This is a genomic window from Marinobacter sp. MIT932201, assembly GCF_047123295.1.
In the GTDB taxonomy this organism is placed as follows: domain Bacteria; phylum Pseudomonadota; class Gammaproteobacteria; order Pseudomonadales; family Oleiphilaceae; genus Marinobacter; species Marinobacter salsuginis.
On sequence record NZ_CP138917.1, the window covers coordinates 4,069,318 to 4,091,280 of the forward strand.

Annotated in this window: 18 protein-coding genes; 7 read left to right on the plus strand and 11 right to left on the minus strand. The window is 59.7% G+C overall.

Features of this window, described 5'->3' with window-relative positions:
• Nucleotides 1-2 precede the first annotated feature (2 nt).
• A complete protein-coding gene (locus SIC15_RS18730) occupies nt 3-800 on the minus strand; it encodes an ABC transporter permease (protein WP_412537634.1) in 798 nt (265 codons plus the stop codon).
• Nucleotides 787-1,395 carry an ATP-binding cassette domain-containing protein gene (locus SIC15_RS18735; RefSeq protein ID WP_412536660.1) on the minus strand — a complete coding sequence of 203 codons (609 nt, stop codon included), beginning with the start codon at nt 1,393-1,395 and terminating at the stop codon, nt 787-789. Before SIC15_RS18735 ends, SIC15_RS18730 begins: the two co-directional genes overlap by 14 nt.
• 96 nt (nt 1,396-1,491) lie before the next feature.
• Here SIC15_RS18735 and SIC15_RS18740 point away from each other — a divergent pair, with 96 nt between their 5' ends.
• The gene (locus tag SIC15_RS18740; RefSeq protein ID WP_412536661.1) at nt 1,492-2,118 is read left to right on the plus strand and encodes a hypothetical protein; all 627 of its coding nucleotides are present in this window, start codon (nt 1,492-1,494) and stop codon (nt 2,116-2,118) included.
• Between the two features lie 7 nt (nt 2,119-2,125).
• On the opposite strand, the gene arsJ is transcribed toward SIC15_RS18740, so the two are convergent.
• Both arsJ and SIC15_RS18750 read right to left on the minus strand, forming a co-directional pair.
• Nucleotides 2,126-3,319, minus strand: a complete 1,194-nt coding sequence (arsJ, locus tag SIC15_RS18745) for an organoarsenical effux MFS transporter ArsJ (protein WP_291904529.1) — start codon at nt 3,317-3,319, stop codon at nt 2,126-2,128.
• Between the two features lies 1 nt (nt 3,320).
• Nucleotides 3,321-4,325 (minus strand): ArsJ-associated glyceraldehyde-3-phosphate dehydrogenase, encoded by a 1,005-nt coding sequence (locus tag SIC15_RS18750; protein ID WP_412536662.1) that lies wholly within the window; start codon nt 4,323-4,325, stop codon nt 3,321-3,323.
• 170 nt (nt 4,326-4,495) lie between these two features.
• Between SIC15_RS18750 and arsB the strand changes: the two genes are divergently transcribed.
• Together arsB and SIC15_RS18760 are read left to right on the plus strand one after the other, a co-directional pair.
• Entirely contained in the window at nt 4,496-5,566 is a 1,071-nt protein-coding gene (arsB, locus tag SIC15_RS18755) for an ACR3 family arsenite efflux transporter (protein ID WP_349342277.1), read from the plus strand.
• A 128-nt stretch (nt 5,567-5,694) separates the two neighbouring features.
• On the plus strand, nt 5,695-6,492 hold the full coding sequence (locus tag SIC15_RS18760) for an undecaprenyl-diphosphate phosphatase (RefSeq protein ID WP_412536663.1): 798 nt from the start codon (nt 5,695-5,697) through the stop codon (nt 6,490-6,492).
• Between the two features lie 153 nt (nt 6,493-6,645).
• Here the strand turns inward: SIC15_RS18760 and uvrD are convergent, their stop codons facing one another.
• Both uvrD and SIC15_RS18770 read right to left on the minus strand, forming a co-directional pair.
• Nucleotides 6,646-8,811, minus strand: a complete 2,166-nt coding sequence (uvrD, locus tag SIC15_RS18765) for a DNA helicase II (protein ID WP_069182197.1) — start codon at nt 8,809-8,811, stop codon at nt 6,646-6,648.
• Between the two features lie 314 nt (nt 8,812-9,125).
• The gene (locus tag SIC15_RS18770) at nt 9,126-10,577 is read right to left on the minus strand and encodes an NAD-dependent succinate-semialdehyde dehydrogenase (RefSeq protein ID WP_222465561.1); all 1,452 of its coding nucleotides are present in this window, start codon (nt 10,575-10,577) and stop codon (nt 9,126-9,128) included.
• Between the two features lie 186 nt (nt 10,578-10,763).
• On the opposite strand from SIC15_RS18770, the gene SIC15_RS18775 reads away from it, so the two are divergent.
• A complete protein-coding gene (locus SIC15_RS18775) occupies nt 10,764-11,777 on the plus strand; it encodes a histone deacetylase family protein (RefSeq protein WP_069182199.1) in 1,014 nt (337 codons plus the stop codon).
• Nucleotides 11,778-11,781: 4 nt separating this feature from the next.
• On the opposite strand, the gene thiI is transcribed toward SIC15_RS18775, so the two are convergent.
• Nucleotides 11,782-13,236: a tRNA uracil 4-sulfurtransferase ThiI gene (gene thiI, locus SIC15_RS18780; protein WP_412536664.1), complete on the minus strand. Its 1,455-nt coding sequence runs from the start codon at nt 13,234-13,236 to the stop codon at nt 11,782-11,784.
• A gap of 110 nt (nt 13,237-13,346) precedes the next feature.
• Here thiI and ppnN point away from each other — a divergent pair, with 110 nt between their 5' ends.
• Nucleotides 13,347-14,729: a nucleotide 5'-monophosphate nucleosidase PpnN gene (ppnN, locus tag SIC15_RS18785; RefSeq protein ID WP_069182201.1), complete on the plus strand. Its 1,383-nt coding sequence runs from the start codon at nt 13,347-13,349 to the stop codon at nt 14,727-14,729.
• A gap of 24 nt (nt 14,730-14,753) precedes the next feature.
• On the opposite strand, the gene SIC15_RS18790 is transcribed toward ppnN, so the two are convergent.
• Complete coding sequence (locus SIC15_RS18790; protein ID WP_069182202.1) at nt 14,754-15,089, minus strand: c-type cytochrome; 336 nt, start codon at nt 15,087-15,089, stop codon at nt 14,754-14,756.
• Between the two features lie 219 nt (nt 15,090-15,308).
• Between SIC15_RS18790 and SIC15_RS18795 the strand changes: the two genes are divergently transcribed.
• Nucleotides 15,309-16,412, plus strand: coding sequence for an enoyl-CoA hydratase/isomerase family protein (locus SIC15_RS18795; RefSeq protein ID WP_291904546.1), 1,104 nt, complete (start codon nt 15,309-15,311; stop codon nt 16,410-16,412).
• A gap of 10 nt (nt 16,413-16,422) precedes the next feature.
• On the opposite strand, the gene SIC15_RS18800 is transcribed toward SIC15_RS18795, so the two are convergent.
• The 3 genes from SIC15_RS18800 to SIC15_RS18810 form a co-directional block, all read right to left on the minus strand.
• Nucleotides 16,423-16,920 (minus strand): ankyrin repeat domain-containing protein, encoded by a 498-nt coding sequence (locus SIC15_RS18800; RefSeq protein ID WP_153634023.1) that lies wholly within the window; start codon nt 16,918-16,920, stop codon nt 16,423-16,425.
• 82 nt (nt 16,921-17,002) lie between these two features.
• Complete coding sequence (locus SIC15_RS18805) at nt 17,003-19,162, minus strand: tRNA(Met) cytidine acetyltransferase TmcA (protein WP_412536665.1); 2,160 nt, start codon at nt 19,160-19,162, stop codon at nt 17,003-17,005.
• Nucleotides 19,162-19,539: a DUF2237 family protein gene (locus SIC15_RS18810; protein WP_412536666.1), complete on the minus strand. Its 378-nt coding sequence runs from the start codon at nt 19,537-19,539 to the stop codon at nt 19,162-19,164. Before SIC15_RS18810 ends, SIC15_RS18805 begins: the two co-directional genes overlap by 1 nt.
• 38 nt (nt 19,540-19,577) lie before the next feature.
• Between SIC15_RS18810 and SIC15_RS18815 the strand changes: the two genes are divergently transcribed.
• Nucleotides 19,578-21,899: an ATP-dependent helicase gene (locus SIC15_RS18815; RefSeq protein WP_412537635.1), complete on the plus strand. Its 2,322-nt coding sequence runs from the start codon at nt 19,578-19,580 to the stop codon at nt 21,897-21,899.
• The last annotated feature ends 64 nt before the right edge of the window (nt 21,900-21,963 follow it).

Sequence of the window (21,963 nt, forward strand, 5' to 3'; positions counted from 1 at the left end):
TTTCAGGACTTCACCAGTCGATCCAGCCGCAAGCGTTCCCGGTCATCGAACAGTCTGCGACCACCCCACGAAACCGCCATCAGCGCACCGAAACCGGTGCCAACGGTAATAATCAGCATCACCAGAATCTGGTATTTGACCGCCACCGCCGGCGGACTACCCGCGAGAATCTGACCAGTCATCATACCCGGAAGACTGACAATACCAGCGGCGGCCATCGCGTTGATGGACGGCATCATACCGCTGCGCATGGCGTCCCTAAGGATATCCTCCAGCGCCTGCTGTGAGGTTTGGCCCAGCATTAGCCGGTTTTCGATAACCGCCCGCTGCCGCCAGACCGATTCATTCAGACGGTCCAGCGCGAGACTGACGCCGGTCATGGTGTTACCGAGCATCATGCCCAGGAGCGGAATAGCGTATTGCGGGGCGTACCAGGGCTCGGGGCCGATGACCACAGTCAGGGCCAGAACGGTAACCGCAAAGGACGACACAAACATCGCCCCCGTGCCAATACTGAATGCCCACCAGCCCCGAAGCCGGCGCCCCTGGCGCGCGACAACCTCACGGCCTGCAACCAGGAGCATGATCAGTGCCAGCAGAGCAATCCAGTAAAACGCAGAGGACGCGAACAGGGCCTCCAGCACCAGCCCGATCAGGGCCAGCTGAATGATCGTGCGCAGGGCCGCAATCAGCAGGCTTCGGGTAATGCCGAGTCGGGCCAGATACCCGGTGCCGGCAAGCGCCAGAACCAACAGGGCCGCCAGCCCCAGCTTCCACCAGGCCAGATCAATGACTTCCATCGACGCGCTCCAGCGTGGTGCCATGAATCCGGTAGTGGGCATTCGCCACCCGATGGATCTGCGCCGGGTCATGGGCGACCCAGAGCACAGCAATCTGCCGCCTCCGGATCTCGTCAAGCAGCCAGGTTTCAAGGGCTTCGGTGCTGTCGTTGTCCAGATTGGCGGTAGGTTCGTCCAACAGCAGAGCCTCTGGTTCAAGGGCCAGAGCACGCCAGATTGCGAGCCGCTGCCGTTCTCCGGAGGACAGCCGACTCACTGACCAGCCCATGACCTCTGGCGTAAACCCCAGCGCTGACGGCAATCCTGCCTTCGCCTCATCGGGAAAGTGACCACCCACGTCATCAAACCACCATTGACTGTCTGCCGGAGCCATGACAACCCGACTTCGCCACTGGTGTGCCGGAACGTCCAACTGACCGGTATCACCCAGAGAAACCCTGCCATCATGGGGTTCCAGGTCTGCCACAGCCCTGAGCAAACGACTCTTGCCGCTGCCCGAAGGCCCGGACACGCAGACAACCTCGCCACCGGGGACCCGTAACGACACGTTACGCAAAGTGCCAACGCTGAGATTTTCCAGCACCAGATCTGTCAAGATAGCATCACCAGGTTTCGCCCAAGTTCGTAACGGCTATACCATTACACAGTGTTCCGCCAACAACCAGTCGACAGTCGCTCAGGCCAGGTAGGTATGAAGCTTCGATCTCTTGTCACGTTCACACTGGCATCTGCACTGATCGCCGCTCCGGTCGCAGCGGAAGTCAGCCTGGCGCCCTTTGCGGGGTATCGGATGAGCAGTTCGGTGGATATAAGGACCGCCGGGGCCAGCACCTCAGACCAGATCGACTTCCGGGATACCCCCAGCCAGGGGCTGGTGTTCAATTTCGATCTGCCGGATCCCGGCAAGCAGGGAGAACTGTATGTCGGGCGGCAGACCACTTCGGCCAGACTGGACAATGGCCTGTTCGCTCCGGGTGTGGAATCCATCGACCTGACCATCTACCAACTCCAGTTTGGCGGACTGTATTTCCCCGGTGGCCAGAATCATGGCGGCTTTGTCTCCGGTGTATTCGGGGTTACCCGACTGGAACCGGACGATTCACGGTATGAAACCCACCACCGGGCCGCCCTGTCCATTGGCGGCGGCTACCAGTTTTTCCTGACTGAACAACTGCGCCTGAGGCTGGATCTGCGCGGTGTTTACACCGCCCTGAATTCCGGGGGTTCGGCCTTCTGCTCAGGGGAATGCGAACTCAGATTCGACAGCAGCGGCTACCTGCAGGTGGAAGCCGCAGCCGGGCTGGCGATTCGGTTCTGAGGCCCGCTCAGGCTGTTACTGGCCGACGCTCGGGCAACATCAGCGACAGCAGCGCAGCGGTGGCCACCAGACCGAACGATATCCACAGGCAGGCCTCCAATCCGTAAGCCTGATAGACCCACCCCGACAGGATGGTGCCCAGCAAACGCCCGGCCGCGTTCGACATGTAATAGAAACCCACGTCCAGCGACACACCATCCCCACGGGCATAGCTGACGATGAGATAGCTGTGCAGCGACGAGTTGACGGCAAACAACACGCCAAACAAAAGCAGACCGCCAACGATCACGAACTGGGGTGACCAGCCTGCCGTCAGGCCAATGGCAATTCCTGCCGGAACCAGCGCCAGGGCCGCCGCCCAGAGCACAGCAGGCTGCTTGCCTTCCATGTCGCCGGTGATGCGTGGCGCCATGGTCTGGATAAAGCCATAGCCGATGATCCAGGTGGCCATAAAGCCGCCTACTTTCCAGAAGTCCCAGCCAAAGACCGTGTGCAGGTAGACCGGCAAAGCCACCACAAACCAGACATCCCGGGCCCCGAACAGAAACATCCGCGCCGCCGAGAGCACATTGATAGCCCGGCTTTTGGAGAGGATCTCGCGGAATTTAGGCTTGGCCTTGCTCTTGCCCAGATCCTGCCCCAACAGAAACAGGCTGGCCAGCCAGACCAGTCCCAAAGCCACGACCATGATGATCACGGCGCCTGTGAAGCCGGCAGCCATCAACAGCACACCACCAAGGAAGAAGCCAACGCCTTTCAGAGTGTTCTTCGAACCGGTGAGAATCGCCACCCACTTGTACAGCGTGCCCTGTTGCTCGTCCGGCACCAGCAACTTGATGCCGCTCTTGGCGGACATCTTGTTCAGGTCCTTGGCAATCCCGGAAAGTGCCTGCGCTGCCATCACCCAAGGCACCGTGAGCATGGCCGCCGGCACCGCCAGCATACCCAGTGCCACAATCTGCAGGAACAACCCGATGTTCATGGTACGGTTCAGCCCCATGCGGGCGCCCAGGTAACCGCCCACCAGGTTGGTCACCACCCCGAAAAACTCGTAGAAGATGAACAGCAAGGCGATTTCCAGGGGCGAGTAACCCAACTGGTGGAAATGCAGCACCACCAGCATCCGCAGGGCCCCATCGGTGAGGGTGAAGGCCCAGTAGTTGCCGGTAATCACCAGGTACTGTCTGATGGCAGCCGTCATATCAGGCAGTGCCTACCCTGCGAGCCAGTTCTGCAGTGCGGTTGGCGTAGCCCCATTCGTTGTCGTACCAGGCGTAGATTTTCACCTGGGTGCCGTTGACCACCATGGTGGACAGGGCATCGACGATGGACGAACGCGGGTCGGTCTTGTAGTCAATTGAGACCAGCGGGCGCTCTTCATAGCCCAGAATGCCTTTCAGCTCGCCTTCGGCCGCTTCTTTGAGCAGTTCGTTCACAGTTTCACGATCCGTGGCCTTCTCCACTTCAAAGACACAATCGGTCAATGAAGCGTTAGTAAGCGGAATTCGCACCGCATGGCCGTCCAGACGGCCTTTCAATTCCGGGAAGATCTCGATAATCGCCGTTGCCGAGCCGGTGCTGGTGGGGATCAGTGAGCTGCCGCAGGCCCTGGCCCGACGCAAATCCTTGTGGGGCGCATCAATAATGGTCTGGGTGTTGGTCAGGCTGTGAATGGTGGTGATGGAGCCGTGCTTGATGCCCAGCTTCTCGTGAATCACCTTGACCACCGGCGCCAGGCAGTTAGTGGTGCACGAAGCGGCAGTCACTATGCGGTCGTTGGCCGGGTCAAAGATGTCATCGTTCACACCGACAACAATGTTTTTCGCACCAGCTTCCTTAACCGGCGCCGTGACAACGACCCGGTTTACCCCTTGGTCCAGATAGGCCTGCAAGGCACTGACCTTCCTGTTTACACCGCTGGCCTCGATCACCAGATCGCAGCCGGACCAGTCGGTCTCCCCGATGGTGCGATTGTGTGTAACGCGAATGCGCTGGCCCTCGATGACGATATCCGTTCCATCCGCGGTCGCTTCCTGGCTCCAGCGGCCATGGATGCTGTCAAAGTTGAGCAGATGGGCAAGTGTGGCGGCGTCGGCACCCGGGTCGTTGATGGCCACAAACTCCATATCCGGCCAGCCCCAGGCCGCCCGCAAGGCCAGGCGCCCAATGCGGCCAAAGCCGTTAATGCCTACCCTGATTTTGCTCATAATCTTCTCCTGACAGTGTTCTTCAATCCATTACATACCATGATGGTTACAAGTATTGGACAGTGAGGCTGAGTTTCATCCTCGGTTTCCCGCACCGACATTTTCAGAACCATCTTACTTGGCGCACAATAGGCGCAACAGTGCGACGAGTACAGGATTCCAAAATCACAATGGATGCCAATTACGATGCAATAACCACCGAGTCCAGCTCGGGCGGCATGGATCTTTTCGGGAAATACCTGTCGGTCTGGGTCGCCCTGGCCATTATCGCCGGCGTAGCGCTGGGCCAGATCGCACCGGTGGTACCGGAAACCCTGTCCCGTTTCGAATACGCGCAGGTCTCCATCCCTATCGCCATTCTGATCTGGGCGATGATTTTCCCGATGATGGCGCAGATTGATTTCAGTGCGGTAGTCGGGGTACGCAAAGAACCGAAGGGCCTGGCGATCACTACCATAGTGAACTGGCTGATCAAGCCCTTCACCATGTTTGCCATTGCCTGGTTCTTTCTGATGGTGGTGTTCGAACCATGGATCGCGCCGGGACTGGCCAGCGAGTACCTGGCCGGAGCGATCCTGTTGGGTGCGGCACCCTGCACCGCCATGGTGTTCGTGTGGAGTTTCCTGACCAAAGGCGATGCCGCCTATACCCTGGTGCAGGTATCCCTGAACGACATCATCATGCTGTTCGCTTTCGCCCCGATTGTTGTGTTCCTGCTGGGCATTTCAGATATCCAGGTGCCCTGGGATACCGTGCTGTTGTCCGTCGTTCTGTACATCGTGATTCCGCTGACGGCCGGCTACCTGACCCGCCGCGCCCTGATCTCTCGCCACGGTCAGCAGTGGTACGACGATGTGTTTATGAAGCGGCTCAGCCCGGTCACCCCGGCGGCGCTGATCGTCACCTTGGTGCTTCTATTCGCCTTCCAGGGCGAGGTAATCCTGAACAACCCCCTGCACATCCTGCTGATTGCCGTGCCGCTGATTGTTCAGACCTTCCTGATTTTCTTCCTGGCCTATGGCTGGGCAAGGCTCTGGAAAGTACGCCACTGCATCGCGGCGCCGGGCGCCATGATTGGTGCCAGCAACTTCTTCGAACTGGCTGTGGCCGCGGCCATCGCCCTGTTCGGTCTGCAATCCGGAGCCGCGCTGGCTACTGTGGTTGGTGTGCTCGTGGAAGTACCGCTCATGCTGATGCTGGTAAAAATAGCCAATCGCACCCGGGACCGGTTTCCCGCCTGAATCCCGGTGGTCAGCACCGGGCTTTCAGTCACGGTGCTGACCTTACCCCGCTACCTGTTCAGCTCACGCCCACCCTGCTAATATCGCGCCGACATTTCTGACGCACCGAACCTGACGGAATCCACGCAATGGACGTTTTCCAGGCCCTTTTCCTTGGCCTTCTCCAGGGACTGACCGAATTCCTCCCGATCTCCAGCTCCGCCCACCTGATCCTCACCCCTGCATTGTTCGACTGGACCGATCAGGGCGTAGGTTTTGATCTATCCGTGCACGTCGGGACCTTGCTGGCGGTTGTGCTCTATTTCCGGCGGGACGTCTTCGGCATTGCCCGGGACGGCCTGATATCAGTCAGCCGCCGCAAAATCGTCGGCCAGGGCGCCCTGGCCTGGTACCTGGTCATCGGCACTATCCCGGCAGGCCTGGCCGGCCTGGCCTTGCTGGACATGATCGACAACGAATTGCGGGCGGTGGAAGTCATCTTCTTCACCACCCTGTTCTTCGGCCTGCTACTGGGCGTTGCCGACTGGCTGCCAAAACGCCAGCGCACCCTGGACAGGCTCAACTGGAAAGACGCCGTCCTCGTCGGCATCGCCCAGGCCATGGCATTGGTCCCGGGCACCTCCCGTTCCGGCGTTACCATCACGGCCGGTCTTTTCCTCGGCATGACCCGGGAAACCGCCTCCCGTTTCTCGTTTCTGCTGGCGATTCCCATCATCGTGCTGGCATCGGCGGTAAAACTGCTGGAAGTCGCAACTTCGGATGTGATCGTCGACTGGAGTGGTTTTCTGATTGGCGGGGTGACTTCGTTCCTTATGGCCATTACCGCGATCCACTTCTTTCTGAAGTGGCTCAACAAGGTAGGCATGTGGCCGTACGTTATCTACCGGATTATTCTGGCGGGTGTGATTTACGCAGTTCTTATGTGAGCGCGGCGCCCAGCAAAGAGTCTGAAGCGCAGGGTTGGGGCGGCCTTTCCAAAACTGTGCGGAGCCATGGATGGCGGAGCCCAAGCGTCACATGGATGTGCCGCAAGGAGCGTGTTTTGGAAAGGCCACCTCAACCCTGTGCACGCACTCAAGCTAGCAGGCTTCTAAAGGCGCATAAGCCAGAACCAGCCACTTCGCGCCCTCATCAAAGTTCACCTGCACCCGAGTATGGTGCCCGGTACCCTCTGAATTCATCACGATGCCTTCACCAAACTTGGGATGGCGAACCCGCTGCCCCAGGCTGAAGCCGGACTGCTGGGCCGAATCCTGGGCAAACAGGCTTTCGTTGGGACGCTCAACCATCGCCGGCCGAGTCACAGTATTTCTCAGCCGCACTTCCTGCAAACAATCGCCCGGAATTTCCCGCACAAACCGGGACAGAGCGTTAAACTTCTCCTGCCCGTACAACCGGCGGGATTCGGCGTAAGTAAGCACCAGCTTTTTCATGGCCCGGGTAATACCCACGTAGGCCAGACGACGCTCCTCTTCCATACGGCCGGGCTCCTCCAGGGACATGCCGTGAGGGAACAAACCTTCTTCCACACCGGCCAGGAACACCATCGGAAACTCGAGGCCTTTGGCAGAATGCAGGGTCATCAGCTGCACGCTGTCCTCATGAGCTTCGGCCTGGGATTCGCCGGCGTCCAGCGCGGCCTGGGCAATAAATTCCGCCAGCGGGTCCACGCCGTCTTCCACCTCATAGTCAGACAAGGCGTTGACCAGTTCTTCCAGGTTCTCCACCCGCGCCTGACCTTTCTCGCCCTTTTCGCTGGCGTGATAGTCCTTCAGCCCGCTGTCCTCAATGGTCTGCTTCATCAACCCATGCAGGGTCGCATCCCCCACCATGCCGGACAGTTTTTCGATAATCGCAATAAACGACTGCAGCCCGGTTTTGGCGCGGCCTTTCACCTGCCCGGCTTCCAGCAGGCGCTCGGCGGACTCCCACAACGAGATGCTTTGCTCAGTGGCGTATTCCCGCAGCTCCGCCAGGCTCTTGGCGCCAATGCCACGGGGCGGCACGTTCACCACCCGCTCAAACGCCGCGTCGTCGCGGCGGTACTGAACCAGCCGCAGGTACGCCAGGGCGTTGCGTATTTCCTGGCGATCATAGAAGCGCAGGCCGCCGTAGACCCGATAGGGAATCCCCTGGCGCATCAGCGCCTCTTCCAGCACACGGGACTGGGCATTGGAGCGGTATAGAATCGCGCACTCACTGCGAAGATTGCCGTCCTGAACCCAGGCGGAAATGCTGTCGGCGATGTAGTTCGCTTCATCCTGTTCGTTGAACGCCGCGTACAGACTGATCGGCTCGCCTTCCGGGCCGTCGGTCCAGAGCTCTTTGCCAAGCCGACCCTGGTTATTGGCGATCACAGCGTTGGCCGCCTTCAGAATCATCTGGGTGGAACGATAGTTTTGCTCCAGGCGCACCAGCCGAGAATTGGGAAAATCCCGCTGGTATTGCTGGATGTTCTCGATCTTGGCGCCCCGCCAGCCGTAGATGGACTGATCGTCGTCACCCACCACCGTCAGCGGGACACGGTTGCTGGCCAGCACCTGCAGCCAGGCGTATTGAATGGTATTGGTGTCCTGGAACTCGTCCACCAGAATGTGCTGGAACCGGCCCTGGTAGTGGGCCAGCAGCTCTGGCCGGTGCAGCCAGAGCTCGTGGGAGCGCAGCAGCAACTCGCCAAAATCCACCAGGCCGCCCTGCTGGCAGAGCTTCTCGTACTGGCGGTAAATCTTCAGCATGATCGACAGAAACTGATCGCCCGGATTCTCCTGGATATGATCCGCCCGCAGCCCCTCGTCCTTCTGGCTGTTAATAAACCACTGGGCCTGCTTCGGCGGCCACTTGCTCTCGTCGATCTGGTTTTCGCGCATCACCCGTTTGATCAGCCGCAGCTGGTCGTCGCTGTCCAGCACCTGGAAGTTCTCGGGCAAGCCTGCGTCTTTCCAGTGCGAACGCAGAAGACGGTGAGCGATGCCATGAAACGTGCCGAACCAGAGTCCACGGGCCGGAATCTGCATCATCTGCTCGATGCGATAACGCATTTCCTTGGCGGCCTTGTTGGTGAAGGTCACCGCCAGGATGCCAGTAGGCGGAACCCGATCCACAGTCATCAACCAGGCGATCCGGTGCACCAGAACACGGGTTTTGCCGCTGCCTGCGCCGGCCAGAACCAAAAGGTGATCGTTCTGTGCGGTAACAGCTTCACGCTGGGCATCGTTCAAAGGATCGATGATGTGGGAGACGTCCATAAAGAATCGGTTCGCTACTGGTTAAATAAACAGGTTAAGGAGTATAACAGGAGAAAAGCAGGATTTCCGGGTGGGAGTTTTTACTGGTTGCGCGTCGGATTACGCGTTGCTAATCCGACCTACGTAATGCCGAATCTAATGATTCGAAAAGCCCTCTCCCCATGTCAGAGAGAGCGCGGGGGAGGTTCCCCTTCAGGACTGTCTGTGGCCAAGGATGGCCACAGCCAAGCGCACATGGATGTGCTCGTAGCGTGTCCTGAAGGGGAACCTCCCCCGTGCGACACCCCCAGGGATGAGGGCTGTTATTTCAGAAGTTAGAAGCCTCTCGGCACCGTCTGAGCTTCCACGAACTCGAACAGACCTTCCAGGCCACCTTCACGGCCTATACCCGAGGCCTTCATGCCACCAAACGGCGCTTCCGGGGTAGGGCCGGTGCCGGTGTTCCAGCCACAATGGCCGAAGCGAAGGCCGGCGGCCACGCGCTGGGCGCGCTCGGCATCGTTGGTGAACACGTAGGACGCCAGGCCGAACTCGGTGTCGTTACCGGCTTCGATCACTTCCTCTTCGGTGCGGAACAGCGCCATGGGCACCAGCGGGCCGAAGGTTTCCTCCTGGTAGCAGCACATATCGCGGTTTACACCGTGTACCACCGTGGGCGGGAAGAACAGATCGTTGCCCAGCTCCTCCGGCTTCTTGCCCGCCACCAGGGTCGCGCCTTTCTCAAGGGCGTCCTGCACGTGCCGTTTGACCTTGTCGTAGCCAGCCTGGTTGATCAGCGGGCCAATATCCACGTCGCCGTTGATGCCGTCACCGACGGTCATTTTGTTGACCCGCTCGGCAAGCTTTTCACCAAAGGCATCGGCCACTTTCTCATGCACGAAGATCCGGTTGGCACAGACACAGGTCTGGCCGCCACCACGGAATTTGTTGGCGATGAGGTTGTCCGCCGCGGCGTCCAGATCGGCGTCGTCGAAGACGATGAACGGCGCGTTGCCACCCAGTTCCAGGGCCAGTTTCTTGACCTGCTCGGCGGTGTCGACGATCAGCTTGCGGCCCACTTCTGTGGAACCCGTAAAGCTGAGCATGGGTACATCCGGGCTTTCGCAGAGTACCTTTCCGATGACACTGGCCTTGCCCATCACCAGGTTCACCATGCCGTCGGGCATGTCCGTGTGCTTGTCCATCAGGCTGAACAGGGCAATCATGGTCAGCGGGGTTTCACTGGCCGGCTTGATCACGGACGGACAGCCAGCGGCCAGAGCCGCCGACAGCTTCTTGGCAATCATGCCAATGGGGAAGTTCCAGGGCGTGATCAGGCCGGCGACACCGATGGGCCGGTAGTGAACCGTCCAGGTGCAGTCTTTCGGTTTCTCGGGAATGGTGTGCGCGTCCAGGGCCTGGATGTGCTTGGAGCAGTAATCGAAGAATCCGGCGGCATAATCTACCTCGCCCTGGGCCTCGTGCAGCGGTTTGCCATGTTCCATGCACAAAATCCGACCGACTTCTTCCTTGTTGGCCTTGAGCGCGTCCCGTATGTCTTCCAGCCACTTGCGGCGGGTCTCGATGCTGTAAGGACTTGTAAGCCGAAGCGCCGACTTGCCGGATGCGATGGCAGCGTTCACTTCCTCTTCCGACATGGATGCGACCTGGGCGATCACCTTGCCCGTTGCCGGGTTATAAACATCAAAGGTGTTGCCATGCTCATTGTCAGTCCAGCGACCACCGATATAGCCGGTCAGCTTTTCCAGCAGGGGTGACTCGATCATCTCGGCTCCTCTTCTGTGATTGGCTCCGCCCCCGTGTGGAGCGCAGTATAGGTAATCTGGTTGCGTCAGTGTTTTATGTCTTCCATAGTGGATGTTGTATCCCGACCTGTAAAGTCAAGGGCAGGCTTTTGATCATCCCCTGAGTGTGCCTATACTCGGGGAATCAGACACTCAGGAGACCGGACAATGAAGGCATTTTTCCATCACGCACAGGATGAGCATATTCCACAGACGTACTTTACCCGTGGACAGATGCGACAGCCCCAGGAGATCCCTGCTCGTACCGGTGAAATGTTGGGCGGACTGAGGGAAATGGGCATTTCCGTGCTGCAGCCTGCGGACCAGGGTGCGGGGCCCATCTCGAAGGTTCACGATCTGGGCTACCTGCGTTTTCTGGAATCCGCCCATCGGCGCTGGAAACAGATGGATGACTGGGGTGATGAAGTCATCTCCAATATCTTTGTCCGTTCCCCCAACCACCTGACAGGCATCCTGGCCGAAGCAGCCCGCTACCAGGCCGACGGCAGTTGCCCGATCGGCGAGAACACCTGGCACGCGGCCTACTGGTCGGCCCAGAGCGCGCTCGGTGCTGCCGATGCGCTGATAGCTGGCGATCGCACCTCCTACGCTGTGTGCCGCCCGCCGGGCCACCATGCCCGCCGGGATGCGGCCGGCGGGTTCTGCTACCTGAACAATGCCGCGATCGCCGCCGAGCACATGAAAGCGCGGTTCCCGAGGATCGTCATCCTGGACACCGACATGCACCATGGCCAGGGCATTCAGGAGATCTTCTACGACCGCAGCGACGTGCTCTACATCTCAATCCACGGCGATCCCACCAACTTCTACCCGGTGGTCACCGGCTTCGAGAACGAGCGTGGCGAAGGGGAAGGCTTTGGCTACAACATCAACATGCCGATGCCCCACGGTTCAACGGAAGACGATTTCTTTGCAAAACTGGACGACGCCCTGGCGGCCATAAAGCTTTACCAGCCGGACGCCCTGATCCTCGCCCTCGGTTTCGATATCTACAAGAACGATCCACAGGCCAAGGTATCAGTCTCTTCCGAAGGCTTCTGCAGGCTCAGCACCCACGTGCGTCAATTGGGGCTACCAACCTTGGTGGTTCAGGAAGGCGGGTACGATCTGGACGCCCTGAGCGAGAACGTCCAGCAGTTCTTCAAAGGCCTGGCGGGCTGAAGCTTCAGGCGGCGGGCACGTAGACTTTCACGTTCGCGTGCCCCTCGGCCTTGAGGTGGCCCGCGTGCATCCGGCTCATGGTACCCCGATCGCAGTACAGCAGGTATTGCCGGTTGGCCGGCAACTCCGGCAACTGCTGGTTCAGCTCGTAAAACGGGATCTGAAGAATCTCGTTATTGGTGAGCTTGAGCGGTGACTGTTCGCCCTCCGAAGGGTGGCGCACGTCGATGATCACATCATCCACCGATGGTGTCTGCACCAGTTCCACTTCTTCAGGTGTCACGGTCGTCTCCAACAACCGGTTCACGGGTGTTTCCTCACGGGCCTCAATCGCACTGGCGAGCACGGAGGCGTCCATCTGGGCCTCGTCTTCCTCCACCCGGTGCAGCTTGGCTCTGGTAGCCGGCTTCTGGGAGATGACGCCGCAATACTCGGGCATGTTGCGGGCATAGACTTCAGTGCCAATTTCACGGGCGATACGGATAATGGATTCCTTGTCCATGGACACCAACGGGCGGAGGACCACTTCGTCACTGGCGCGATCCACCACGTTAAGGTTGCTCAGAGTCTGACTCGACACCTGGGCTACCGCGTCGCCGGTCACCACCCCGGAGGCGTTGTTCTTTTTGGCAATCTCGGCAGCCGCCATCAGCATCTGGCGCTTCAGCACCACACCCCAGTGACGGTGACTGACCGAACGCATGATTTCGGCAACCACGCCCTCGAAGGGCACGGAGATAAATTTGGCGCTGTGGGAGGCGCCGTAGCGGTCCCACAGGTAATGCACCACCTGGCGTACACCCACCTCATGGGCGGCGCCCCCCAGATTGAAAAACAGGAAATGGTTGCGCAGGCCGCGGCGCATCATCAGATAGGCGGCTACCGAAGAATCGTACCCCCCGGAAATCAGAGTCAGGACATTTTCGACACTGCCCAGTGGATAACCGCCCAATCCGCGATGTTTGCGGTGGGCGATATGGAACTGGTCGTCATGCACTTCAATTCGCACTTCAACCTGCGGCGATTTCAGATCTACACCTCTGGCCTCCGATGCCTGCATCAGGGCGCCGCCGACCGTCCGCTCCAGATCGATGGAGCGGAAGTTGTGCTCGCCATGGCGCCGGGCCCTGACGGCAAAGGTTTTGCCTTTCAACCGGTCAGCAAACGCTTCAACGGCTTTATCGGCCACATCGTCAAGGCTGACAAACGGAAATGCCCCGATTTCCTGAATCGTGGAAATACCCGGTATGCGCAAAAGCGCCTCCAGGACAGGGCCGGAGAGTCCGCGGCCATCAGGCACTTCCACATCCACCCGGTCCCAGCTACCGTCCACCCGAATCTCGGGATCCAGCCGTGCCAGCAGTTTTCGGATGTTCTGCCGCAGGTGACGCATTTGCTGACGACGGACGGGTTTACTCTTGATCGCAACTTCCGGAGCGGGACGAATAAGCAGTTTCATAAATCGGAATTTTGTCGGGTGGCGTATTGTATGGAAAGGCCTTAGTCTACCCTTTTGACCCGATGCCTCAAAATCGGGCATTTCCGCAACATTCAGGAGTTTCACCGTTAATGCAGGAATCGACCATCAATGCTCTGGTGTCACCCGAGGGCAGTCTAGAGATTCTCTCCAACCACGAGGTCAACCGCCTCAAGGACCGCAGCGAAGGGGGCTTGTACCGGCTGTTTCGCCAGTGCGCCCTGGCGGTCCTGAATACCGGGGTGGAAACCGACGACTGTCAGGCATTGATGGAATCTCATGCCGACTTCGATGTCCGCCTGGTACCTCAGCCCCGGGGGCTGAAACTGGAACTGATCAATGCGCCTGCGCATGCCTTCGTTGATGGACAGATGCTTAGGGCAATCCGTGAGCACCTGTTCTCTGTCCTGAGAGACATCATCTACTCCCATTCAATTCCGCAGTCTGCCGCCGGTTTCCGGCGGGACGACCCGGAAGACCTGACCAACTACGTTTTTCACATCCTCCGCAATGCCCGGGTGCTGCAGGCCGGGCGGCAGCCAGATCTGGTGGTCTGCTGGGGAGGCCACTCGATCGGACATGACGAATACCAGTACAGCAAGGATGTGGGCCATCAACTGGGGTTGAGAGCCCTGAGTATCTGCACCGGATGTGGCCCGGGCGCCATGAAGGGGCCCATGAAAGGCGCCACCATCGGTCACGCCAAGCAACGGGTTAAAGACGGCCGCTACATTGGCATCACCGAGCCGGGCATCATTGGTGCGGAGGCCCCCAACCCCATCGTCAATGAACTGGTGATCATGCCGGACATCGAGAAACGTCTGGAGGCCTTCGTCCGCTGTGGTCACGGCGTCATTGTGTTCCCTGGCGGGGTCGGCACCGCCGAGGAGATTCTGTACCTGTTGGGCATCCTGCTGCATCCGGACAATGCTGATCTGCCTTTCCCGGTGGTGTTCACCGGTCAGCAGGAGAATGCGGAATACTTCGAAATGATCGACAAGTTCATTCGGAACGCCCTTGGGGACGAAGCCGCGAGCAAGTACGAGATCATCATCGATGATCCAGTGCGCGTGGCGCAGACCATGAAAAAGGGCATGAAGGAGGTGGAGACTTTCCGGCGCGCCATGCAGGATGCCTACTACTTCAACTGGATGCTGAAGATCGACCCGGTGTTTCAGCTACCGTTCGAGCCCAATCACGACAATATGCGAGCCCTGGAGCTTCACCGGGACCAGCCCGTGCACCTGATAGCTGCGAATCTGCGCAAGGCATTCAGTGGCATTGTGGCCGGGAACGTCAAGGAAGGTGGTATTCGACAGGTTCAGGAGAAGGGGCCATTTGAAATTGCCGGTGATCCCAGCCTGATCAAACCGCTTGAGGCCATGCTTGAACAGTTTGTAGCCCAGAATCGGATGAAACTGCCGGGTTCCTCGGCCTACAAACCCAGCTACCGTATCGTCAGCGGAGCGGCCTGAGCCGCCTCGCTGACTCTCGGGCGTTTACTTGCCGCCGTCTGCCGGCAGACTGGCGTAGTAGGCCGCCAGGTTGGCAATATCGGTATCACTCAGGGCAGTCGCCTGGCCCTGCATGATGGCCGCCTGGCCGCCGGAGCGCTGCTTGTTCTTGTACGCCTTCAGGGCCGATACCAGGTACTGCTCATTCTGGCCCGCCAGGTTCGGATAGGTCGGGATCTGCGCAAGACCATTCTGACCATGACACGCAGCGCAGACGGCCGCCTTGGCCTTACCAGCTTCCGCGTCGCCGGCAGAAACTACTGCAGGCACAGCAGCGCCAAGCGCAAAAATTCCCGCAACAGCGTAGTGTTTCAGATTCATTGTCATTACCCTCTCATCATCGTTTTCAAGATTTTCAGGCCGGTTCGGACGCCGGACGGTAAACTGACTAGCACTTATAGCACAGAGCCGGGGAACCTCAAATGCGATAGGTCAAGGACGGCTTTTCGACGTTCGTCCTCTTTCCTGGCCGGGCTATTAAGGTGAAAGTACGTTCGATTCCGAATCCAAGATCGATTTAATTCTCCGGAGATAACGTCAATGTCTGTAGAGGCCCAGGAACTTGCCTGTCGCGAAGGCCACATCGGTGTTCTGACGCTCAACTCCCCAGGCACGCTCAATGCGCTTTCCGAGCACATGATCCAGCAAACCCAGGAAGTTCTTGATCGGTGGGCCGAGGACGACCGGATCTGTGTCGTGGTTATCCGGGGCGCGGGCGAGAGAGCCTTCTGCGCCGGTGGAGACATCCGCGAACTCTATGACGCCATTCAGAATCCGGAAGAGCCGGAGAAACCGGTGCGCTTTTTCACCCGGGAATATCGGATGGACTACAACATTCACCGTTTTCCCAAGCCGGTTTTGGGTATCGCCCACGGCGTGGTGATGGGCGGTGGTCTTGGTGTGTTTTCCGGCTGCCGGTACCGGCTGGTAACCCCGGATGTCACGCTCGCGATGCCCGAGATCACCATCGGCCTGTTTCCGGATGTTGGTGCCAGCTGGTTTCTGAAAAGGCTACCCGGCCGGCTGGGCCTGTTTATGGGCCTGACCGGTGCTCGCCTGAACGTGAGCGATGCACTTCGGGTCGGCCTTGCGGACATGGCCATTCTGCCGGAAGACCGGGACCGTTTGCTGGATCGCCTGGCCTCTGAACGGTGGACCGGGCAGACCGCCGCGGACGACAACCGACTTTTCCGCCTGCTCAATCAGATCCAGACACCGGATTACCGGTCGCTGCCGCCCAGCCATTTGGCAAAACACGAACAGCGGATTGCCCGGCTGAGCGCGGGCGATGAACTGCCGGAAATCGTCGATCAGTTGCTCACGGCGGAGGTGGACTGCGACTGGTGGCATGCCTGCATGAACACGCTGAGAATGGGATGCCCGGTGTCGGCCTGGCTGGTCTGGACCCAGTTGCAAAAGGCCCAGCAGATGTCCCTGAAGGACGCCTTCCGGATGGAGCTGGCGATGGTCTCGGAATGCATCCGCCGGCCGGACCTGGCCGAGGGCATTCGAGCCCTGGCCATCGATAAGGATCGGCAGCCGAAGTGGAGTTATCTGAGCGTTGCTGATGTACCGGAAGAGGTGGTTGCGGCCCATTTCACCCCGGAGTGGGATGACGAAACCGATCCGATGGGGCTGGAATAGCGTCCGGGAACTACAGCTGCGCGCCCGCCTGCACCAGTAGCATTTCCAGATCCCGGTTATTGGTGGCCCGGGCGATGTCCAGCGCGGTCTGGCCGTCGCTGGCCCGGTAATTCACGTCCGCCCCGGCAGCCACCAGCCTTTCCGCAGTCAGCAAGTCGCCATTGGCCACTATCTTCATGAGCAGGGATTCCCCACCCTGGCTGACATTGACGTTGGCACCGGCCGCCAGTAACACCTTGACCACCGAGAGATGGCCGTTTTCGGCCGCGCGCATCACAGGCGTATAGCCGTTGCGATCGCTGGTGTTCACATCGGCACCGGCGGAAAGCAACAGCTGCACGCGTCTTTTCTCGCCATTGCCTGCTGCAGTAATCAGCAGCGCGTCGGCCTCGGCCAGGGCCTCGGGGCTGAGAGCAACCGGCTGGCTCTGGGAAGCGCAGGCAGACAGGAAAGCAAGAAGCGGAAGCAAAATCAGCAAAAAACGGGGGGCGCCGGTTCCCTTGGCCATAGCAAACAGTCTCTGTGGGGCTTTGTAGAAGGATACGAGGCCCTATTCTGGGCAGACACCATCGGAAATTAAATCGAGCGAGTCACAAACCCGGACCGTCCTTGAGAAGATCGCGAACCAGCTGCCGCAAACGGTCTTCGCCGTCTCTCTGCCCCAGGCACAGCTTCTCGGCCTGAAGCGAAGACCATGGCGCACCCTGAAGTACACAGCGGCACCACAGGGCGCGGTCTGCATGGCCACGCAACCCTGCCATGGCAACGGGCGTCTGACTCAGCTTCCGCAGCACCGGAACCGTTATCTGAAACCCCCGGTGGCCGTTGGCGAAATTCCGAAGCTCCCTCAAATCATCGGCATCCAACGCCAACCCGGGTGGCAGTTCTGCGGTTATCTCCGCCAGCATATCCGTGCCCAGCCCCGGCCAGTTGTCCGGCACCAGGGTTAGCCAGTGGCCAGCGAGTCGCTTGCGGATACGCCCCTCCAGTTCCCGACCTGGCCGCGAGATACCCTGGATCATCTGCAGCGGGTACTCACCACTGGACGCCTCCTGTTGCAGCCCCACTCTCACCACGCGAAGACCACAGTTTTGCCAGAACGCCAGCAGGTCGGCGCTGCCACCAAAACTGGTTCCCAGGTAATCAACGCCCTGTTCAGCGCTGTAGGCTCGTGCGGCCTCCACCAGGCTTCGGCCAATACCCGACCGCCTGGCGTCGTCTGACACTGCAATCCGGACCACCCGGAGCGCTTTCAGGGCAGCGGCTTCTGGATAGCCGCTGTGGCTGGCCAGTGACTGCGGCAGTAGATGGCCGCGAATTCGACGGGTCCCCAGACTGACTTGCTCCGCCAGCTCGGCCGAAAGCCCACCTTCGAGCGCACACCAGAGTATTCCAACCGTGCGTTCGCCAATTCTCGCCCGCCAGCTTCGGGCGGCCATATCATCCAGCCATTGCCGCAGATCAGCAGGACTGGTCCGGTAATGGGCATCCACCAGCAAACCAAAGGCGTTCGACAACGCCTCGTCGCTGGCGGTTGCCGGCTGCCAGGGCTCGATCACCAGTTCCCCGGCGCTGTTTTCAGTTTCCACGGCTGAACCACTGCCATCTGCTGCCAGCAGGAAGAGCTGGGTGATCAGGGTTTCCAGTGGATCCCCACGGGCCCAGCGCACCGGTTCGGTCAGCGTTGCCGCCTGCCATTGAGGCGTTGATTGCTCAAGTACCTGTCGAAAGCGTATGGCAAAGCCACGGCCGGCGCCCTCGTAACCATGCACCGTGGTGGCAAACGCTACCCTGGGCCAGCCCAGAAGGATCGATTTCAACAGAGGCGCGGGAAGAGCCGCTGCCTCATCCACCAGAATCACCTCGGCCTCCGGCCGCGAGGCCAGGAGTTCCTGAACCGGAACATACCTCAGGCGCGCGCCCGACCGGGTTGTCAGCGTACCAGCGCTGGCCTGATCCAGTTGATCCGAAAGGGCATCACGGGCGTGACGGAACAGGGTGTCCACATTCTGTTTTGACGGCGCAGTAACAACAATTTCCTGCCTGCCTTTCTTCAGCAATTCCGCGGCCGCCATACCCAGAGCGGCGGACTTGCCTCGCCCCCGGTCTGCCGTGACAACCAGTGGCCGGCGTCTTCGGCCCTGGCCAAAACGGACCAGGCGCTGGATCAATTGTTCCTGGTCCGGAGTTGTTTCAATCCGGAAGCTTTGCTCCGGTATCTGCGGAATGGTCAGCGAGGGCGTTTCGGCACGGCCCGGGGATATGCGGATCACAGCCTCATGGTCGGCAAGAATGTCGGCCATGCAGGCGGCGAAAGGATGCTCGCCACCATGGTCCAGGCCGGTTCTCGGGTAATCCGGGTCGGCAAACCGGCGCCATTCATCCAGCGGTGGCATCAGCCAGAACAGTATTCCGCCGGCGGTCAATGCCCCGGAGAGCGCCGCGAAGGCATCTGGAGGGTTTCCCTGCCAGCCGTCCCAGACAATCACGGAAACCTCACGGCCGAGCCATTTCCTGGCCTCAGTTGGAATAATCCCCGTCAGACGAGAATCAGGGCTCTGGTCTGCCGGGCCGGTCCAGACGCCGGTTTGAATGTCGAGCTCAGGTAGCAGGCCAGAAAGCCACCTGAGGTTGTTTTCCCGATTGCCCTCCAGCAGGACCAGACGGCGTTCGCCTCTGGCGGCAAGACTGGCTTGCAGGGCACGCCAGATTGCATGATCTGGCGCGGTATCGGGTTCAGGGTGGCTCATCAGCTGAGGTCGGCACCGAGAGCTTTGAGGTCGTCCAGGGCGCATTTTTCCAGAGCGGCCTGGTGGGTGGCGCGCAGGCGCACTCTCGGTGCGCAACCAGCCTCAAAGGCTTCCTGCCAGCGGCCGGCGCACAGGCACCAGCTGTCGCCTGCTTTCAGGCCTTCGAAGCCAAACTCGGGTCTGGGGGTGCTGAGGTCGTTACCCTGGGCTTTGGAGAATTCCAAGAAGTCGTCGGTGACTACGGCGCAGACGGCATGCAGGCCAAAGTCATCCGGGCCGACGTTGCAGCAGCCATCGCGGTAGAAGCCGGTCATCGGGTCTTTGCCGCAGGTTTCCAGTTTCTCGCCCAGTACGTTTACCGATTCGGACATTTCCATTTTTCTGACCCTTTAGCATTCAAGTTTTGATCGCAATTATGCGGCAGCGGTATCCGCTCTACCAGCGGGCCGTTACAATACCGGCCATGCCGACCGAACCCCAAATTTCTGATACCACCAACCTGCCGGATTACCTCACCGATGAACAGCGGGCGATTATTACTGCCGGCTATGAACATGCGGTGATTACTGCCGTGGCCGGCAGTGGTAAGACGTCGACGCTGGCGTGGCGGATTCGGTATCTGCTGGAACAGGGGCATGATCCGGATCGGATGCTGGTGCTGATGTTTAATCGCAGTGCCCGGGTGGATTTCGAGCGCAAGCTGCAGGAGGTTTGCGCCCAGCGCCGGCTGGCGCTGCCGGAGATTCGGACCTATCACGCCATGGGCCTTCGGCTGTACAAACGGTTTGTGCGGGAGGGCTATCTGCCGCGGTTTTCGGAGAAGATTCTGACCGAGCAGGAGATCAGTTTCCAGGCCTGGCAGTTGACGCGTCGGCTGGCGCCGGAGGACCTGGCGGATGAGATCAGGCGCAACAAGAAGGATTTCGTCGAGACGGCGACGGGGTTTATTGATCTTGTGAAGACCACCCTGTCGCCGGCGGAGATCGTGTTTGAGGAGTTGGGGTACTCGGACAAGCACAAATACCTTGTTGATCTGTTCCACAGTTTCGAACAGTGGCGCAAGAGCCAGGGTCGGATCAGTTATGCCGACATGCTGTATGAGCCGGTGATGGCCATTCACCAGAATCCTCCGTTGCAGAGGTTGGTTGGCAACAAGATGGATCTGATTCTGGTGGATGAGTACCAGGACACCAATGAGATCCAGCATCTGCTGTTGCGCTACGTGGCCGGGGACCGGGCCCGGGTGACGGTTGTTGGTGACCCGGATCAGACGATCTACGAGTTCCGGGGCGCGAAGCCGGAGTTTATCCTCAAACGGTTCAGCGATGAGTTCGAAAGCCCGCTGGAGCAGACTCTCAGCTACACCTTCCGGTACGGCCACCGGGTGGCACTGCTGGCAAACCATCTGATCTGCCACAACACGGGGCGCAAGGATGTGCTTTGCCACTCCCACCCTTCCACGCCCGGCACGGAGATCACCCTGCATCGGGCGGAGAGCGATGCCGATACCGTTTTGCAGATTCTGCAGGGTCAGTCGGAACCGGCTCTGGCAGGAACGGCGATTCTGTTCCGGGTCTGGAGTCAGAGTGTCCCTATTGAGCTGAAGCTGCTGGCCCGGCAGATTCCCTACCGGATTGATGCCGGCAAGGGCGCGCTGTTCAGCCGGGAAGTGCAGGCCATCACCGCCCTGCTGATGGTGGTGACCGGCAAGCTGGAAAACCTGCCGGACGAGGATCGGCTTGAGCTGGCACGGCAGTTGTTGCGTTTCCCCCACGTTGGCTTGAAAGAGCCCGAACTGGAGCAACTGGCACGGTTCCTGGCCGGGTTTTCCGGCGGCTGGCACGAGCGGTTGCTGGCCATGGATTTTGACGCTCTGGCACCGATGGCGGCCCGTAAGCTGCGAAAGCTTGGCGAGGTGCTTGCCCAGCTTCGCAGTTATGGGGGGCCGGTTGCAGGACTGATCAGTGTCTATGCCGAGCATACAGACCTCTATGAAGGCATCCGGAGCCTGGCCCTGACCCATGAAAGCGCTGAAGAGCGGATTGATACCGTGCAGGGATTCCGGCAATACCTGAAAAGCCTGGATGTCACCGCCGAAGGCGCCCTGGAGCATCTGAAGGCCCTGAAGCAACAGGCAGGTGAGAATCAGCAAGGTGGCGTTCTGCTCTCGACCATTCATCGCACTAAGGGGCTGGAATGGCCGACGGTGATCATTCCCGGCCTGCAGGAGAAATACCTTCCTTACAGCCCGCGTCCCCAGGACAATGCCCGAGGATTTCTGGAGAGTGAGCGGCGGCTGCTCTATGTGGCCATGACCAGGACCCGCCAGCAGCTCCATCTGATTACCCGCCCTGCCAGCAACCAGCCGCATCTGGACGGCGATCAGGGCCCGAGCCGTTTTGTGGAAGAATTCTGCTTTGAACTGGCCGAGGAGTTCGGACGCTGGCTGGATGAACGAAGTCCAGCCCAGTCCTCAACCATCCGGCTGACCGCCCCTCTCACGCCGGTTAGCCAACGCTATGCCAACCGGGAAAATGTCGCCATCGAAGGCAATGCGGCAACGTCTGCCAACTCGATGGAACCAATCTGGCATCAGAAACGTCTTAGCCACGCGATTTTTGGCCCGGGCTCGGTGGTTACCGAGGATGAAAGCTCCTTCGAAGTGCACTTCGATAACGGCGAAATCCTCAACTTCAGCAAAAAGAGCGCGCATCTGTACTTCACTGCTCTGGCCTGAAACGACTTCCGGCTCGTAATGGTCAACTGGGTACAATTGCGGAGGTAACAATCCGTATCATTTT

Coding starts and splice junctions, on each gene's coding strand:
- SIC15_RS18730 (WP_412537634.1), bottom strand. CDS start 800: ATGGAAGTCATTGATCTGGCCTGGTGGAAGCTGGGGCTGGCGGCCCTG.
- SIC15_RS18740 (WP_412536661.1), top strand. CDS start 1,492: ATGAAGCTTCGATCTCTTGTCACGTTCACACTGGCATCTGCACTGATC.
- arsJ (WP_291904529.1), bottom strand. CDS start 3,319: ATGACGGCTGCCATCAGACAGTACCTGGTGATTACCGGCAACTACTGG.
- SIC15_RS18750 (WP_412536662.1), bottom strand. CDS start 4,325: ATGAGCAAAATCAGGGTAGGCATTAACGGCTTTGGCCGCATTGGGCGC.
- arsB (WP_349342277.1), top strand. CDS start 4,496: ATGGATGCCAATTACGATGCAATAACCACCGAGTCCAGCTCGGGCGGC.
- SIC15_RS18760 (WP_412536663.1), top strand. CDS start 5,695: ATGGACGTTTTCCAGGCCCTTTTCCTTGGCCTTCTCCAGGGACTGACC.
- uvrD (WP_069182197.1), bottom strand. CDS start 8,811: ATGGACGTCTCCCACATCATCGATCCTTTGAACGATGCCCAGCGTGAA.
- SIC15_RS18770 (WP_222465561.1), bottom strand. CDS start 10,577: ATGATCGAGTCACCCCTGCTGGAAAAGCTGACCGGCTATATCGGTGGT.
- SIC15_RS18775 (WP_069182199.1), top strand. CDS start 10,764: ATGAAGGCATTTTTCCATCACGCACAGGATGAGCATATTCCACAGACG.
- thiI (WP_412536664.1), bottom strand. CDS start 13,236: ATGAAACTGCTTATTCGTCCCGCTCCGGAAGTTGCGATCAAGAGTAAA.
- ppnN (WP_069182201.1), top strand. CDS start 13,347: ATGCAGGAATCGACCATCAATGCTCTGGTGTCACCCGAGGGCAGTCTA.
- SIC15_RS18790 (WP_069182202.1), bottom strand. CDS start 15,089: ATGAATCTGAAACACTACGCTGTTGCGGGAATTTTTGCGCTTGGCGCT.
- SIC15_RS18795 (WP_291904546.1), top strand. CDS start 15,309: ATGTCTGTAGAGGCCCAGGAACTTGCCTGTCGCGAAGGCCACATCGGT.
- SIC15_RS18800 (WP_153634023.1), bottom strand. CDS start 16,920: ATGGCCAAGGGAACCGGCGCCCCCCGTTTTTTGCTGATTTTGCTTCCG.
- SIC15_RS18805 (WP_412536665.1), bottom strand. CDS start 19,162: ATGAGCCACCCTGAACCCGATACCGCGCCAGATCATGCAATCTGGCGT.
- SIC15_RS18810 (WP_412536666.1), bottom strand. CDS start 19,539: ATGGAAATGTCCGAATCGGTAAACGTACTGGGCGAGAAACTGGAAACC.
- SIC15_RS18815 (WP_412537635.1), top strand. CDS start 19,578: ATGCGGCAGCGGTATCCGCTCTACCAGCGGGCCGTTACAATACCGGCC.